Here is an 18,526-nt window from a genome sequence, read left to right on the forward strand (position 1 = left end):
AATTATTCTAAAATGGGAATCACTATGAAAAATAAATTACTCACGATACTACTATTCTTTGCTTGCTCAGGGACTGTTTTGTCCCAGGCATTCGTTCACCCCGGAGGCCTGCATACACAAGAAGATCTGGACCGGATGAAGACGAAAGTATCCGAAGGAGCCAGTCCCTGGATGGAGGGTTGGAATGAGATGATTAAGGATAGTAGGGCTCAGAGTTCTTACCAGCCGGCCCCTCGTGCTAATATGGGCGACAACCGTCAAAGGGCGGCCAGGGATGCCCAGGCAGCTTATCTCAATGCACTTCGCTGGTACATTTCAGGGGATGTCGCTCATGCAGAAACCGCTGTCAATATTTTAAACTCCTGGTCCTCTACAGTAAACCAGGTGCCTTCTGGTGTCGACCAACCTGGATTATCGGGGATTTACACCTTCCATTTCGCGGTGGCGGCAGAAGTGCTCAGGATTTACCCCGGGTGGCCTCAGTCTGATATCGATCAGTTTAAAAACATGATGACTACCTATCTCTACCCGGTGGTTGATGATTTTTTGACCAATCACAGGGGCACATGTATTACTCATTACTGGGCCAATTGGGACATCTGTAACATTGGAGCACTTATAGCCATGGGGGTTTTCGTGGATGATACCACCATTTATAATGAAGGAATTGAATATTTCAAAAACGGGGCTGGTAATGGTAATATCAATAGTTCAGTGTTCTTCCTGCACCCCAACGGACTTGGTCAGTGGCAGGAAAGTGGCCGTGACCAGCCGCATGTCACCCTTGGGGTAGGAATGATGGCTGAGCTTTGCCAGATAGCCTGGAACCAGGGCGATGACCTTTTCGGCTACAACAACAACCTTTTGCTGGCAGGTGCGGAATATGTTGCCCGTACCAACCTGTCCCAGCCGGTCCCTTATGAATTTTATGATAACTGTGATAACGTAAACCAGTACTGGTTGTCACGAAATAATATAGGAAGGATTACACGTCCGGTTTGGGAGATACTTTACAATCACTACGTGGTACGTCAGGGCCTCAATGCACCCAATGTTGAAAGCATGGCACACCTGGCACGGCCAGAAAGGGGAAGTGGTGATCATCTTGGTTTTGGAACGCTTGCTTTTACTATAGATGCGAATGCATCCCCGGTGAAACGATACTCAATTCCGCAAACCTTAACAGGGCTTAAGGCTACAGCAGGGGAATCCAGGGTATACCTGGAGTGGGACATGCCTGCGGAAACTTCCATACAAGGCTATACCATTAAACGAGCCTCCAACAGTGGTGGGCCATACGCCACCATAGCCTCGTGGAACAGCAACACCACCCCAAGGTATACGGACAGGGATGTGGTGAATGGGACTACCTATTATTATGTAGTAGCTGCAAACAATAAGTCAGGGACAGGTAACCATTCAGCCGAAGTGAGCGCCACTCCTCTTGCAGCCACATCTACCCTTCCTCAAGGCTGGTCTACCGTTGATATTAGTGACGGTACTATTCCATTCACTGTAAGTGCATCGGCCACATATACTCCTGCTAATGAGACATTTATTGTAAAAGGAGCAGGCGGTCAGATTGGTGGTCAGACGGATGCGCTTGGTTTCACCTATCGCGAGATTACCGGTGACGCCACTATTATCGTACGACATACTGATGTTAGCAACATTGTGAAATATGGTGTGATGATGCGGGAGTCTTTAGATGAAAGTGCCAAAACCGCTTTCGTAAAAAGAGGGGATACCGGGTGGCGAATTGGTGGCTTTGGGGCTCGCACAACTACTGGTGGGTCAATGGGCTACACGGATGGAAACAGGTACACCTGGAGCAATACCTGGTTTAGGTTGGACCGCGTCGGTGATACATTTACAGGGTACCAATCGGCAGATGGCATTAAGTGGCACAAAGTCAATAGTGTGACCATGTCTATGGCCGACACCTACTATATTGGCCTTGCTTCCTGTTCGGGTGAGTATGACCAATTGAGTGAGGTCACATTTGATAATGTTACCATTACTGATCCATCAAGCTTAATCGCGCCTGATGTACCTGCTGGTCTCATAGCAAAAGCCGGGAACACCCAGGATACCATTAGTTGGGATCCTGTAACGGGTGCCAGGTCTTATGCAGTAAAGCGGGCAACTATTAGTGGAGGTCCATATACACTAGTAGGATTGGGGTTAAATGATACTGAGTTCATTGATACCGGCCTGGATAATGGGACTACTTATTATTACGTGGTGACGGCATCCGGTTTTGGAGGAGAGAGTAGTCATTCAACAGAAGTAAATGCCACTCCTCAGTTATCGATACCTTCGGAACCGAATAACTTATCTATTACAGCCTTTTCAGTTCAACAAATCGGCATGGCATGGAGTGCAAGCCCTACAGCGGAAACCTATAATGTCAAACGAGCTACTTCAGTTGGCGGCCCTTACACAACCATTGGCAGTCCATCGATCGCTTCATTTACCGATACAAATGTAAGTTCTTCTGAGACTTACTATTATGTGGTTACAGCAGTCAATTCACTGGGAGAATCCCCTGATTCCGAAGAAGTAAGTGTAACACCTGGAAGGTTAGCCTACTGGAAGTTTGATGAGTCAAGTGGCACAGTAGCTGCTGACTCTTGGGCAGATAACCACGGAACAGTCAATAGCGGCGCAAGCTGGACTTCCGGAATGGTCAATAATGGTGTCTACATGGATGGAAGCAGCAGTGGATATGTTGACCTTCCTGATGATCTGATGAGTACCACCAATGATTTTACCATTGCTACCTGGGTAAAACTAGACACCGTCTTAACCTGGGCGAGAATATTTGACTTTGGTACAGAGAACAACAACTCTATGTTTCTGGTCCCGCAAACCTCAACTTCCGGTGAAGGGGTCCGGTTTGCCATTAAGACCACAAATGGATATCCCAAGCTATCCTATAACTATACCTGGCCACTGGCCACCTGGACGCATATAGCAGTGACCCTGAGTGGTGATACTGCCACCATGTACATCAATGGTGATCAGGTAGCTTCCAGTACAGATTTCACCAAGCGGCCTTCAGACCTGGGCAATACTCCCAATAATTTTATAGGAAGAGGGCAGAAGAACGATGACCCGATGCTACAGGGGGCTATCGATGAATTTATGATCTACGCGAGAGCCTTGAATGCTTCGGAAATTTCAAACCTGTCCAACAACCCGGCTTCCCCTGCAACACCGACTATACTTTCTATTACTGGCAATAATAATCAGGTTTCCCTGGCCTGGTCGGCTGTGTCAGGTGCAACAAACTATTACGTAAAACGTGCGGATAAAAGCGGTGGCCCCTATACAGTCATTGGCAGCCTTTCTGGTACTATATTCAGTGATGCCAACCTTACCAATGATGAGGTCCATTATTATGTGGTATCAGCAGCGAACGAATATGGAGCTTCTGGTAATTCGATTGAGGTGAAAAGCTCCTTGTCCGGCAAAATGAACTACTGGAAATTTGATGAAACTAGTGGCACGCTGGCAGCGGATTCGTGGGGCAATAGTGATGGAACACTTCTTAGCGGGGCAAGCCTGACTTCCGGTATGGTCAATAATAGTATTTACCTTGATGGAAGCAGTAGTGGGTATGTGGATCTTCCTGATGGTCTGATGAGTTCGACCGGTGATTTTACCATTTCCACCTGGGTAAAATTAGATACTGTTTTAACCTGGGCAAGAATATTTGACTTTGGCACTGTGAACAACAACTCCATGTTCCTGGTCCCGCAGACCTCCACTTCCGGCGAAGGGATCCGGTTTGCCATTAAGACCACAAGTGGATATCCCAAGCTTTCGTATAACTATACCTGGCCACTGGACACCTGGACGCACATAGCCGTGACGTTGAGTGGTGATACAGCAACTATGTATATCAATGGGGATACGGTAGCTTTCAGTACCGAATTTACTAAGCGGCCTTCAGACCTGGGCAATACTCACAATAACTTTATTGGAAAAGGACAGAAGACTGATGACCCCATGTTGCAGGGCGCTATCGATGAGTTTAAGATCTACAATCGAGCGTTGAGTGCCTCGGAAATAGCAGCTTTCAAAGTAGTCGATGGAGCTTATATACAGTTGAATAATCGAAGTACAGGCCTCTCTCTTGATGGAATGGGCCGAACGACTAATGGAGGTGCCTGCGGTCAATGGGCCAATACCACCCATCATAATTCTCACTGGGAACTGATCAGTCAGGGAGGTGACTATTACCAGCTTCGTAACCGTAATACAGGAATGCTCCTTGACGGAATGGGTCGAACTGCCAATGGTTCTGATGTAGGTCAGTGGGCCAACACCACTCACCATAATTCCCATTGGAAAATGCAACAATATGATGGCGTATATTACAGGCTTCAAAATCGTGCGACGGGTTTATTCCTTGACGGAATGGGCCGAACAGCCAATGGAGATGCCTGCGGACAATGGGCAAATACCACCAGCACAAATGCGCAATGGGAATTGATCTCTGTTTCGTCTTCGGCAAGTTCAGCCAGAATAGGGACCTCTGAAAATAATAAAAACGTAGCGAAAGCGGCAAGTGACTTAGTTACAGATCCTCGATACTACCCTAATCCCGTTTCCTCAATTTTATCGATTGATCTGCCAGCAGAATTTGTGAATGGAAATGCAAAAGTGTTCGATCTAAGTGGAAGACTTTTAGTGGAAACGGAACTTTCAACGAAAAAGCAGTTCGTGGACGTGAACGTCCTTGAACAGGGAGTCTATTTGTTGCGAATCACAGGTGATACGGGCCAATTATGGAGTAAGAAATTCATTAAACGATAAGGTCTATTTGAATATCGGGTAAAGCAAAATAGAGGACTAATTAACTCGATGTAAAATGATAATCTAAACTTAGAATTACTATGAAAAACTATTTAACCACATTATTAATAATCCTTGTTTTTGCAGGGAATGCCTTATCCCAGGCATTTGTCCACCCTGGTGGTCTCCATACGCTGGAAGACCTCAACCGTATGAAAGAAAAAGTAGCCGCCGGGGAAAGTCCCTGGATAGAGGGCTGGAATGCACTGATTTCCGACTGGAAATCGAGTGCTACTTACGGTATGACCAATGGTGCCAGGGAAAATGCGAACCTGCGACAAAACATGAACAGGGACGCACAGGCAGCTTACCTGAACGCACTCCGCTGGTACATCTCCGGGGACGTAGCCCATGCGGAGAAGGCGATTAGTATATACAACACCTACGCCAATGTTGTAAACCAGATACCCTCAGGCGGAAATACCGATATCTTGGGGCTGGGAGGTATAGGTTTTACAGCGATGGCCATGGGGGCAGAGATCATGAGGCTCTATGAGGGCTGGGCTCCGGAGGACTTTGATAAATTCAAGTTCATGATGAAGGAGTATTTCTACCCCGTAAGCCACGACTTCCTGACCAACCACCGCGGTGCCTGCCCCACACATTATTGGGCCAACTGGGACCTGAACAATATTTCCGCACTAATAGCTATCGGTATTCTTGTAGATGACCGGGATATTTTCAACGAGGGAGTGGAGTATTTTAAAAGCGGGGTTGGTAGTGGAAATATCCATAACGCCATCCCTTTTGTTCAGGGAGATTTTGGCCAATGGCAGGAATCCGGAAGGGATCAGTCACATGCTTTGCTGGGTATCGGGTTGATGGCCAATTCCTGCCAAATGGCCTGGAACCAGGGAGTGGATCTGTATGGCTATGACGACAACCTTTTCTTAAAAGGAGCGGAATATGTAGCCCGTACCGGCGCTCTTTCGCTCGAAGCACCGTTTTTTGAAGAATTAAACACCTGCTCCAACCGCGGGCACCGCTGGGTAGCCAGCAATCAACTGGGAAGATATTTTGACCAGCCTGTTTGGGAAATCGTTTATAACCATTATGTGGTAAAACAAGGGCTGGAAGCACCGCACGTGGCGGCCATGGCACAGATCATGCGGTTTGCGGGCAGTACCAATGACCAGTTGGGGCATGGTACGCTCACTTTTACACAGGATGCAGCCGCCTCCCCGGTGGCTTTAACAGCACCTCCCGGCCAGCCGCAAGGTCTTACTGTACTAGAGGGCATCGGCAGGGTAGAATTGATTTGGAATGCAGTTGAAACCATGGATGCAGAAGGGTTTACCGTGAAGCGTTCTACAAGTCCGGGCGGACCATACACCACCATTGCTTCCTGGACAGGCAGAACGAACCCGCGATATACTGATACCGATGTAGAAAACGGTACGACGTACTATTATGTGGTTTCTGCCAGGAATGAAGCGGGAGAAGGCCCTGAGTCAGTTGAGATCTCAGCCACGCCTATGGATGCGGTACAAGAGATGCCAATAGGATGGACCCGAACAGACATCGGCAACGTGAGTGTTGAAGGGGAGTCAAGTTATGCATCGGTCAATACCGGACATACCTTTATCACCAAAGGAGCAGGTAGTATCGGTGGAACATCCGATGCCCTGGGATTCACCTATGGAATTGCTTCAGGTGATGTCACAATCACCGCAAGGGTAGCTGGCTTTGGAGGCGTACAAAAAACAGGGATCATGATTCGTGAATCGCTGGATCCTGATGCCAAGACCGTACTAATGAAAATTGGTGACGGTGGTTGGCGTATCGCTGGAATGGGATCACGTACCGAGACAGGAGCAAACATGGGATGGGTAGATGGAAACCGCTACACCTGGCGTCCCAATATCTGGTTCAGGATTACCCGTACAGGAAACACTTTTACCGTGTATGAGTCCAACAACAAGGATGTGTGGTTTGAAGTAGGCAGCCGTACCATAGAAATGGCTGAGGATGTTTATGTAGGACTCTTTAACAGTTCGGGGAATACCACTTCTTTGAATGAAACGAGATTTGATCACGTGTCTGTTGTTTCGAGTGGAACAGTGGTACCCGATAGCCCCACCGGATTGACAGCGGTAGCAGGCAATACACAGGATACTTTAAGCTGGAATGCAGTAGGCGGAGCTTCCAGCTATACCCTAAAACGCTCTACAACCAGTGGAGGTCCCTATGAAGTGGTGGCTACAAACCTGAATGTCACTCAGTATACAGATAAGGGTTTGGAGAATGGTACTACCTACTATTATGTGGTTTCAGCTGCCAACCTTTCCGGAGAGAGTGTCAACTCTTCGGAGGTAAGTGTTGCGCCTCAATTAGCTATTGCACCGGCGCCTGAAGAAGTAACTGCTCAGTCAGTATCAGGACAGCAAATCAATCTTTCCTGGAATGCAAGTTTAAGCGCGACAAGTTATCATGTAAAACGTGCCACGGTAAGCGGTGGACCCTATACCACCATTGCCAGCCCGGATACCACTTTACATAGTGATATGACTGTATCACATTCTACTACTTATTATTATGTGATCTCTGCGATAAATGCTCTTGGAGAATCAGATAACTCATTGGAAGTGAGAGCAACACCCGGGCAGGTAAGCTATTGGAAATTTGACGAGACGGAAGGATCAGATGTCGCTGATTCCTGGGGTGACAATATGGGAGCTTTGAGTTCAGGCACAATATTTTCAGAAGGTCTGATAGATAATGCAGTGCGTTTGAATGGAAGTGATGGGTATGTGACACTCCCTGAAGGGATAGTAAGCTCCCTGACAGACTTCAGTATTTCTACATGGATTAAGCTTGATGAAGTAGATACCTGGGCGCGTGTTTTTGACTTTGGTTCAGGAAGAGATAATTTTATGTTCGTTACACCAAGAAATGGTGCCTCTGGTACTTTGCGCTATGGTATAAATAACGGAACAGGCCAGCAACGAATCAATACAGGTTCTACTTTAACCTCCGGAAGATGGTATCACCTGGCCGTGACACAATCCGGCACTATGGCTATTCTTTATCTGGATGGAGTGGAAGTAGGTAGAAATGATAATATGACCCTTAATCCATCCAGTCTGGGCAATACGCCCCAAAACTGGATTGGTAAATCACAATATCCTGACCCGTTGTTAGAAGGTCTGGTTGATGATTTTAAAATTTATAGCAGGGCGCTGGAAGCAGCAGAGGTGGACTCACTTTTCAATGCGGTGGATTTTCCTGCAGTAGCGCCTGTTTCCCTACTGGCTGCACCTGGCGACAATAAGATCACCCTGAAATGGAATAATTCTCAGGGAGCCACCAGCTACACGGTTTATAGATCAGGCATTTCCGGAGGGCCTTATGCACAAGTTGGCACATCTTTAGTCAATGAATATCTGGACACGGAAGTGCTTAATGATTCTACCTACTATTATGTAGTAACTGCTACCACACCTCTCGAAGAAAGTGCTTATAGCGAAGAAATAAGTGGTACTCCGAATGGAGGTCGTGTTGCTTATCTGAAATTTGATGAAACAACAGGCACAAGTGCTGTTGATTTCTGGGGCGAAAATGATGGAATTTTGAGTTCAGGAGCAACTTTTTCAGAGGGCCTGATAGACAATGCCGTCAGTTTGAATGGAAGCGATGGGTATGTTACACTCCCAGAAGGGATGGTAAGTTCTTTGACGGACTTTAGCATCACCACCTGGGTAAAGCTTGATAAAGTGAACAACTGGGCACGTCTCTTTGACTTTGGTTCGGGAACAAGCAATTACATGTTTATCACACCAAAAAACGGATCCAACGGCAGATTGCGGTACGCTATTAAAACTGGTGGCGGAGAGCAGCAAATTAATACAAGTGCTACTTTAACCACAGGTAGATGGTATCACCTGGCTGTGACGCAATCCGGTACTACTGCCATTCTTTATTTGGATGGCGTAGAAGTAGGCCGAAATACCAGCATGACGCTCAACCCGTCTAGCCTGGGCAATACACCTCAAAATTGGATCGGTAAGTCGCAGTGGCCAGATCCTTTGCTGGCAGGGCAGGTAGATGATTTCAGGATCTATAGCGAGGCACTGAGCGCTTCAGATATAGCAGAAATGGCTTTCGCATATTTGCCACCTGCAGCTCCGAATAACCTTTCCATTGTTGCAGGAAATAACCAGATGTCATTAAGGTGGACCGCCGTGTTGGGAGGAAACGGTTATAATATCAAAAGGGCTACTGATATAGAAGGTCCGTTTGAGGTAATTGCCAACGTAGTTGACACCAGCTACATAGATGAAACTGCGGTTAATTGCGAAAAGTACTTCTACACCGTGTCGACTATTAATAACGTGGGCGAAAGCGCGGATTCATCGCCTTCAAGTCCTTGGTTGGGGACCAAACTGTCAGGTACATTAATAGGTACGGAGGGCTCTGGGGGCAATAACCCAGCTACGACCAAAGAAGCTGCAGTAGATGGCAATTTGGGCACGTATTTCGACGCTTCGACTAGTACCGCCTGGGTAGGGTATGATCTGGGTGAAGATGGCAGGAGTATGATCACAAAAGTGCGTTACGCGCCACGTCCCCGTCATTCACACCGTATGAACGGATCACAGATCCAGGGCGCCAATAACCCCGATTTCAGTGATGCTGAAACACTACTTTTTATTCCAAGACCCGCTGAATGGGTAATGACGGAACGAACCATTTCCAATAGCGGGGGCTATCGCTATATTCGGTACTTGTCACCAAACGGTTATGGAAGCATTGCCGAGCTTGAGTTTTATGGGCTGCCTGCGCGTTTACCGGAAGTTAGCAGTGACAGTGTTGTAAAAGGTACTTACGATTCTGCGTTTTACTATTCGACTGTGGCTTCTGATTTGCCCGAAGAATTCGTGGCTGCCGGATTGCCAGAGGGTTTAAGCATAGATACCTGCACAGGTGTTATTTCAGGTGCACCTAAAGAAGCGGGAACCTTCCCTGTTGCGATCACCGCTACTAATTATTATGGTTCAGGCACGGATACTGTGAAGATGGTAATTAAGAAAAACCAATCCATTAGTTTCAGTTCCTTGCCCGCAAAACACATTGGTGATGCCGATTTTGCACTTAATGCTGTTGCAAGTTCAGGTTTGCCAGTTACCTACAGCAGCTCCGATACCACGGTAGCTACCATTGTTGATGGCAACAACCTGCACATCAATGCAGTGGGCACTTGTATTATCACAGCTTCACAAGCAGGCGATAGTATTTATTATCCTGCCGGACCGGTTAACCAAAGCTTTACGGTAATCCCGCTGAATATCAGCGTGCTGCACAAAAGCGGAGAAAACAACGTGAGTAATAGCGTGATCATGCCTCATTTGCAAATCGTAAATGAAGATAGCCTTGGAGTTGCTTATCATGAACTAACCATACGCTACTGGTTGACTCCGGAGAATTATGCAGGTATCAACACCTGGGTAGACTATGCAGCGTTGGGTAAAGATTTGGTTTCTGCGAACTATGTAGCCCTGGAAAATCCACATAGTGGTGCTTTCGGTTATGTGGAGTACAGCTTTGGCTCACTTGCGGGCATTTCAACAGCCGGTGGTAATTCCGGTCCTATACAATCTAGGCTGGCCAATACCGACTGGACAAAACTGGACGAATCAGATGACTATTCTTATGATTCAAATAGGACCTATGCTGCCAATGATCACATCACCCTGTACAGAAATGGATACCTTATTTGGGGAACAGAACCGGTACAGGTTGCTACAGATTTGAGTTTGAAGGTATATTCTGAAAATAAAAACGCGAATACCGGCACCAATAAGATCCATACTTTCCTGAAACTTAATAATGAAGGGAATGTGCCGGTAGATTACAGTGACCTGAGTATCAGGTATTGGTTTACGAAAGACAGTGAAGCAGATCTGAAATACTGGATAGACTATGCGAAGTTGGGTAAATCGAATGTATTAGGTCAGTTTGTAGCACTTGATCTGCCAGTTGATGGCGCAGATACTTATTTCGAAATGACAGTTGATACAACTGCCGGTACGCTTTACCCATTGAGCAGTTCAGGAAACATTCAATACCGGATCACAAAATCAAACTGGTCGAAGTTTGAGGAGTCGGATGATTATTCCTATTTGCCAAAAGCTTTGTTCGCCGAAAACGATCATATCACGGTGTACTACCAGGGGGAGCTGGTCTACGGAACAGAGCCTTCAGGGGCAAATGCCCGGTCCGTAGATATCTATGAAGATGGTGATCTTGTTCAAAATGGGTTGCAGGTATATCCCAATCCTACAGTGGACAAGCTTACTATACGGTTCGGTAACTCAACGGCAACCAACGATCTGATCCTGTATAATGGATCAGGGCAGTTGATCATGACAGCTAAAATGCATATTGGAGAACACACCCTTGATCTCAGCAGCATCCCGTCCGGAGTATATTTTCTTGTTCTGAAACATGAGCAAGGAAGCATTTTCAGACGGATAGTCAAGCAGTAGGAATTTAGTTGGAATAATGAGGGCAGCTCGGCCTTCATTATTCCATAGTGTTTATGGAAAATCTGATAGGTCAGAAAGCACAGAACAATACTTGATGATGTGAATGAAAAGGTGTTCCAAATTTTGGGAGACCTTTTCTTTGTCTACTGTAAGAAGGGTTGATCCATAATTTATCTTTATTGGATCTTCTGTGATATACTCTTTATTGTCATTTTAGCAAAATTGTATGGTGAAATAGTTTATATGTTTAAAGTATTCAAATCCTTTAAGTAAAAATTAATGATCGCTCGATTTAAAGCTATTTGGGTAGCAATAACCCTGGTTATATTTTATCATGCTAAAGCGCAGGAATGGAAAGAGCAATTCACATCTCCGGATGAATCATACCAGTTGATGATAACCGGAGATGATTCCGGTCAAATCAAATACAAGGTAGATTATAAGAGGAAGCCGGTAGTTGACTCATCCCGGTTGTCCATCTCCCTGGACAACCACCTCTCCGAATGGGCCATGGCCATCAAAGAAAAACCTGAAGGTAGCTGGATGGAGGAGCTGGAGCTGAAGGAGACGAAAACTAGAAGGGTAGATTCTTCCTGGACACCGGTCTATGGCGAACGCTCGGTTATACAAGAGAAGTACAACGAGTTGATCCTGACTTTTGAGCAAAAGGCCAGCGCAAACTACAAAATGGACATTCAGCTTCGCGCTTATGATGAAGGTATAGCCATCCGATATTATTTCCATACCAACCCAACGGGAATCTATTACAGGATCACTGAAGAGAATACCGAATTCACTTTTCCCGAAGGTACTCAAGCGTGGTTCGAGCCTTGGGCACAGGGTCCTTTCACAAAGATGCCTTTGGCCGACTGGCCCACCGAAAGTGAAAGACCGTTGACTCTAGAGTTGGAAAACGGCCTTTATGCCTGTCTGGCTGAAGCGGCTATGGTAGATTTCGTCAGGACCAAATTTAAACTGGCTGAAAATAAACCCCATACCGTAAAAACAGTGCTGCACGAATCCGTAGACAAGGTGCCATATTTCTCAACACCATGGCGGGTGATCATGGCGGCAGAAACTCCTGGTGAACTGATCGAAAATAATGATATTTTATTGAATCTTAATGCTCCTTCCAAAATTGATCGCGAAACTTCTGGATGGATTAAACCCGGGAAAATTGTTCGCGATAAGTCCCTCACGGATAAAGGTTCCAAAGAATGGATAGATTTTGCAGTTGAACATAATCTGCAGTATTTATTAATTGACTGCTGTTGGTATGGTGAGCACTTCGGTTGGGATACGGATGCGAAGGAGGTGCGAATCGATATGGGGTTGAAAGAAGTAATTGAATATGGAAATGAGAAAGGAATCGGTACATTCCTATACGTGAATCAGCAAGCCCTTGCTAAACAGGATTTTGAGCTATTTCCATTATACAAGGAATGGGGAGTGGCAGGGGTAAAATATGGATTCGTCCAGGCAGGTTCCCATCGCTGGACCAAATGGCTGCATAAATCGGTGCAGCGAGCCGCTGAAAATCAACTCATGGTCAATATCCACGATGAATTCCGACTGACAGGAGAGCAACGTACCTGGCCCAACATCATGACCGTAGAGGGTATCCGTGGCAATGAAGAAATGCCCGATGCTACACATAACACCATATTGCCTTTTACCCGGGGAATAGCTGGTATGGGTGATTATACGGTATGTTATTATTCCCCAGGGATAAAAACCACGCATGCGCATCAATTGGCCCTTTCGGTCATTATGTATAGCCCTTTACAAACATTATTCTGGTACGATCAGGCTTCAGATTATCAGGGAGAGCCTGAAATCGAATTCTTTGACAAAGTTCCAACGGTTTGGGATGATACCAAGGTGCTGGATGGCCGGATAGGAGAGTATATTGTCACAGCAAGACGCTCTGGTGATGAATGGTTTATAGGTGGGATTACGAATAATGAAGCCCGCGAGATCGAATTGAATTTTGATTTTCTTGAGGAAGGGAAAAAGTATATTGCCACCTTTTATGAGGATGATGAATCAGTTAATACCCGTACGCAAGTGTCGCTGAAACAGAAAAAACTGACCAGTAAATCAAAGATAAAACTGCCTTTGAAAGCTTCAGGTGGAGTAGCAATATGGGTAAGAGAGCTGTAGGAGTATTACCTGTAAGGGAGTTTTGAAACAGATAAAATTGAATAAAATGAGAATTATCCACATAACTATTTTACTGTTTATATCTGTCCTTGGCGTGGCACAGCGCCAAAGGGAGGCAACGAATTTTGATTTTGACTGGAAATTTTTACTCGGAGATGTCACTGAAGCCAAGAGCCCTGATTACGATGACAGGGATTGGCAGGAAGTGCAATTGCCCCATGACTGGAGCATAAAGCAACCTGTGTCAAAGGAGAATGCCGGCAAAGGTTGGATGGAAGGCTCCATGGGCTATTTACCGGGAGGTATTGGCTGGTACCGTAAAAGCTTTACAATCCCTGTGGATTATAAAGAGAAAAAAGTTGTCATTCAATTTGACGGGGTATATCATCAGAGCGACGTGTATATCAATGGTGAGCATTTAGGGTTTCACCCTTATGGCTATACCACATTTGAATATGACCTGACCCCATATTTGAACTATGGAGGGGAGAATACGATTGCCGTGCGAGTAGACCATAGCGATGCGCCTTCATCACGTTGGTATTCAGGCTCGGGGATCTACAGACATGTTTGGCTAAAAGTGACCGATCCAATACATGTCGCCACATGGGGTACCTATATCACCACTACGGAGATTTCAGAAAAGGAAGCGAAAGTCAGCATGGCTACCACCATTGACAATAGTAGTCCGGATCCTGTAGAAGTTTTGGTGCAAAACCAGATCATTGACAAGCAGGGAAAGAAGGTAGCAGTAGAGAAGTCAAAGCTTCAGGTCGGGGCATCGAAGCAGGAAACACTGCAACAATTCTTAACACTCAAGGAACCTCAGCTCTGGTCAATCGAAACGCCAAACTTATATTTCATGGAAACCACCGTAAAGGTGAGCGGCAAAACAGTCGATCAATACAAGACGACATTTGGTGTCAGGGATATCAGGTTTGATGCAGATAAAGGCTTTTTCCTCAATGGAGAGAATATCAAAATGAAAGGCATGAACCTCCATCCGGATGCAGGGTCTTTGGGCACGGCAGTCCCTGATCGGTCTTACCTGCGCAGGCTTCAAATCCTCAAAGAATATGGAGTCAACGCTATCCGATGTTCACACAATCCTCCCACGGCTGAATTTTTAGATATGTGCGACAGCCTGGGCTTTGTTGTAATCGATGAGGCGTTTGATAAATGGAAAAGCGGTTATTATAAAAAATACTTTGATGAGTGGTGGCAGCGGGACATGGATGCCATGGTGCTACGGGACCGCAATCATCCTTCTATAGTTCTTTGGAGTATTGGAAATGAAACAGGTGAGCAGCATGATAAAACTGAAGAAGGTGCAGAGCGTGCCATTATGTTAAGGGATTATGTTCACAAGCTTGAACCCAGCCGGTTAGTCACCGCAGCACTTCAGCCGGATAAATCCCGAACGTACAATAAAACGGGGTTTGCTCAGGCACTGGACGTAGTTGGATATAACTACCAGGAGCAGTGGCTGGAAGATGAGAAGAAGCAATTCCCTGACCGGATCATGTACATATCAGAAGCTTATCCCTACTTCCGCGGGAAAGGTAAAGAATATTATGCTTATTACCCTGTCAACCCATGGTACGATGTAGCCAACAATAACTATGTCTTTGGCCAGTTCATTTGGGCAGGGGTCGATTACCTGGGAGAGAGTACCGGCTGGCCAAGCACCGGGTGGGTGACCGGTCCATTTGATGTGTGCATGTTTGAAAAACCATCTGCCGCATTTCATCGGTCTGTCTGGAACGATAAGCCCATGGTGAGGATCGCAGTGGCTGATCAGTCATTAGATATAGATCCCGGAAAATCTCATTGGAGCTGGCCTTTTTTGGCTGCTCACTGGAGTTTTCCTCAATACGAAGGGCATGTTATCCAGGTTCAAACCACTACTAATTGTGATAGTGTGGAATTGTTCCTTAATAACAAGTCTTTGGGGGTTCGAAGGGCTGCAGATTATCCCAACAATACGATCTCTTGGTATGTCGAATACAAGGCCGGTAAAATTGAAGCAAAAGGCTACAAAGGTGGCAGAGAAGCCGCTCACTATGAACTTAAGACAGCCGGAGCACCTGCACAGATCTTATTGTCAGCTGACCGTACCCAGATTGCTGCTGATGGACAGGATTTATCACATATTACCGTCAAACTAGTAGATGACCAGGGTGTGGCGATCCCCAATGCAGACCAGGAAATTACGGTTGAAGTATTTGGAAACGGTAGATTGTTGGGGTTAGATAACGGCGATCTGCGAGACCCCTTCACTGGAAACTCAATGCCAACCTACTTCGGAAAAGCCTTGCTTACCGTTCAGTCAGATCGGTCAGAAGGGGATATAAAAGTAATTGTAAAGTCCAAAGGGTTGCCTGATGGGACCTTACAGATCTTAACCAAATAAGAATTAATTAATATGTAATGTTGATGAAAAAATTACCATTTCTTGTCGTTTTATTGCTCTGGATCACCTTGGCGAATACAGCCTTTTCGCAGGACAACCTGGTTGTTTATGATGTCCCCAAAGCACTCTTCTATTCTATGCACAATGATGATTTTACCGTGCAGGTAAGAAAGCCCGGAGGGCCATGGAAAGACCTTTATGAGTACAATGTGAAAGTAGATATGGATACAGAGTCTAATGCCTCCATGGTTCATTTTGACTTTTCCGGAAAGGTGGAAGTAAAAATAAAAAAGAATAATGGGCTCGTAGGATCAGTCGCTATTCGGCCATTGTACTATGGGATTACTCCCGAAGTGAACGGGAATATCATTCAGTTTACCCTCGACAGGTCCAGGAATATTTCCATCGAGGTGAATGGAGACAAACTACACAACCTGCACCTGTTTGCCCAGCCGGTTGAGGATAGCCGTCCGGATCCCAATGACCCTAATGTCGTGTATTTTGGCCCGGGTGTACACGAAGCGCCGGATAAACCGGGGGATGTCTTTCAGATCAAAAGTGGACAGACCGTATATATCCATGGCGGGGCTGCCGTCAAGGGGAAACTGCTTTGCGATAAGGTAAAAGATGTGCGGATCATTGGGCGAGGTATGATCTTGAATCCCGAGCGGGGCGTGGAGATAAGGCATTCGGAAAATGTAGAAATTGACGGCATCCATGTCGTCAATCCCAAACACTATACCGTTTACGGGGGCGAGTCAAAGGAATTAAAGATCAGGAATATTACATCGTTTAGCTGTGGGCCATGGACTGACGGGATAGACCTGATGAGCTGTTCGGATGTAGAGATAGATGGTGTGTTTATGAGAAATTCCGATGACTGCATTGCCATCTACGCACATCGCTGGGATTTCTTCGGCAATGCCAGAAACTACAAGATCTCCAATTCTACTCTTTGGGCCGATATTGCCCATCCTACCAATATAGGAGCCCATGGAAATACGGAGCATGAAGGTGACACAATAGAAAATATCATCTTCTCAAATATCGACATCCTGGAACACGATGAAGATGACCCGTGCTGCCTGGGCACCATGGCCATCATAGCAGCTGATAACAACCTGGTGCGGAATGTTACTTATGAAAACATCCGGATAGAAGATATCCAGGAGGGCCGTTTGTTTGATTTGCGTGTATTGAACAACCCGAAGTACAATACCAAATCAGGAAGATCGATCGAGAACATTTATTTCAAAGAAATTACCTACAATGGTTCCGGATTGCGTCCCTCTCAGATCATGGGGTACAATGAAAACCGGAATGTAAATGGGGTGACTATCGAAAATGTGAAGATCAATGGTGAAAAGATTACCAATGCCGAGGTGGGTAATATCATCATCGGAGCGTATGTAGAAAATGTAAAGTTCAAAAAGTAAAATAGTATGCTACAAAATATGAATACATCAAAAATCCTTATCATAATTAGTGCGTGTGTGCTTTTGACAGGATTATCCAGTTGCAAAAAGAAACGAACCACAGAGGCAGGGTCTGGAAAATCAGAGGAAATTCCTGAGTTGATCAGCAATCCGATTTCAGAAATCTCCTGCGCGGATCCTTCATTCGTAAAGCATGATGGCAAGTATTACATCTACGCAACCGTAGATCCCTGGGGAGGCGAAGAACTTGTTGTGCTGGAGTCGTCAGATTTTAAGAACTGGGAGAGAAAACACATCCAATGGCCTAACCTGGAAGACTGCACCAGCCCTACATCAAGGGAAGATAAAATATGGGCTCCGGGTGTCATAAAAGGCAAGGATGGTAAATTTTACATGTATGTAACCGTGCACAACGAACTTTGGGCCGGTGTGGCAGACCACCCGCTGGGGCCGTGGAAAAATGCCAAACCGGATGGCACCCCATTGATCAGGGGCAACATGTTTCCCGAATATCACATGATTGACGGAGATGCGTTCATTGATGAAGACGGTCAGGCCTATTTATATTGGGGCTCAGGGCTGAATTGGGTAAACGGTCATTGCTTTGTAGTAAAGCTTGAAGACGATATGGTTTCCTTCAAGGAAGAGGATATACAAGATGTCACTCCTCCACACTATTTCGAAGCGCCCTATATGATCAAGAGAAACGGCAAGTACTACCTCATGTATTCTCATGGAAAATGTACCAACGGCACCTATCAGGTCAGGTATTCTGTGGGAGATACACCTTATGGCCCCTGGACAGAAGGAGCGGAAAGTCCTATACTTGCCACCACCGAAGACTCTACCACACTGGGGCCGGGGCATCATACCGTCTTTTCAGAAAAAGGACAGGACTATATTCTGTATCACCGAATCCGGGACAACAGCGGGCCGTTGCTCCGTGAATTAGTCATTGATAGTTTGAATTTCGACGCAGAAGGAAATATCCGGAAAGTAACCCATCGCGGAGTGGTAAATTTTGTACTGTAGGAAAGAATAACCATTAATGCCTGTCCGACCTCTGACGGAAGTTTAAGGAAACATTAAGGATAAGTCAAACTTAATGCCTTAATGGTTTGAAACAGGTTTCATAATGGTTTGGGAAACGGGATTAGAAAGTTATA

6 protein-coding genes are annotated in these 18,526 nt (G+C 45.8%); all 6 read left to right on the forward strand.

Annotated elements, in window-relative coordinates:
* Positions 1 to 24: 24 nt before the first annotated feature.
* Positions 25 to 4,824: a LamG-like jellyroll fold domain-containing protein gene (locus AC3E9V_RS02650; protein ID WP_488751637.1), complete on the forward strand. Its 4,800-nt coding sequence runs from the start codon at positions 25 to 27 to the stop codon at positions 4,822 to 4,824.
* Positions 4,825 to 4,904: 80 nt separating this feature from the next.
* The gene (locus tag AC3E9V_RS02655; RefSeq protein ID WP_488751638.1) at positions 4,905 to 11,348 is read left to right on the forward strand and encodes a cellulose binding domain-containing protein; all 6,444 of its coding nucleotides are present in this window, start codon (positions 4,905 to 4,907) and stop codon (positions 11,346 to 11,348) included.
* 279 nt (positions 11,349 to 11,627) lie between these two features.
* Positions 11,628 to 13,511, forward strand: coding sequence for a glycoside hydrolase family 97 protein (locus tag AC3E9V_RS02660; protein ID WP_488751639.1), 1,884 nt, complete (start codon positions 11,628 to 11,630; stop codon positions 13,509 to 13,511).
* A 46-nt stretch (positions 13,512 to 13,557) separates the two neighbouring features.
* Complete coding sequence (locus tag AC3E9V_RS02665) at positions 13,558 to 15,924, forward strand: glycoside hydrolase family 2 TIM barrel-domain containing protein (protein WP_488751640.1); 2,367 nt, start codon at positions 13,558 to 13,560, stop codon at positions 15,922 to 15,924.
* A 23-nt stretch (positions 15,925 to 15,947) separates the two neighbouring features.
* Positions 15,948 to 17,360 (forward strand): glycosyl hydrolase family 28 protein, encoded by a 1,413-nt coding sequence (locus tag AC3E9V_RS02670; RefSeq protein ID WP_488751641.1) that lies wholly within the window; start codon positions 15,948 to 15,950, stop codon positions 17,358 to 17,360.
* An 18-nt stretch (positions 17,361 to 17,378) separates the two neighbouring features.
* Complete coding sequence (locus tag AC3E9V_RS02675) at positions 17,379 to 18,392, forward strand: family 43 glycosylhydrolase (RefSeq protein ID WP_488751642.1); 1,014 nt, start codon at positions 17,379 to 17,381, stop codon at positions 18,390 to 18,392.
* Positions 18,393 to 18,526: the final 134 nt, after the last annotated feature.

It is taken from the genome of Marinoscillum sp. HNIBRBA16962 (assembly GCF_057801515.1).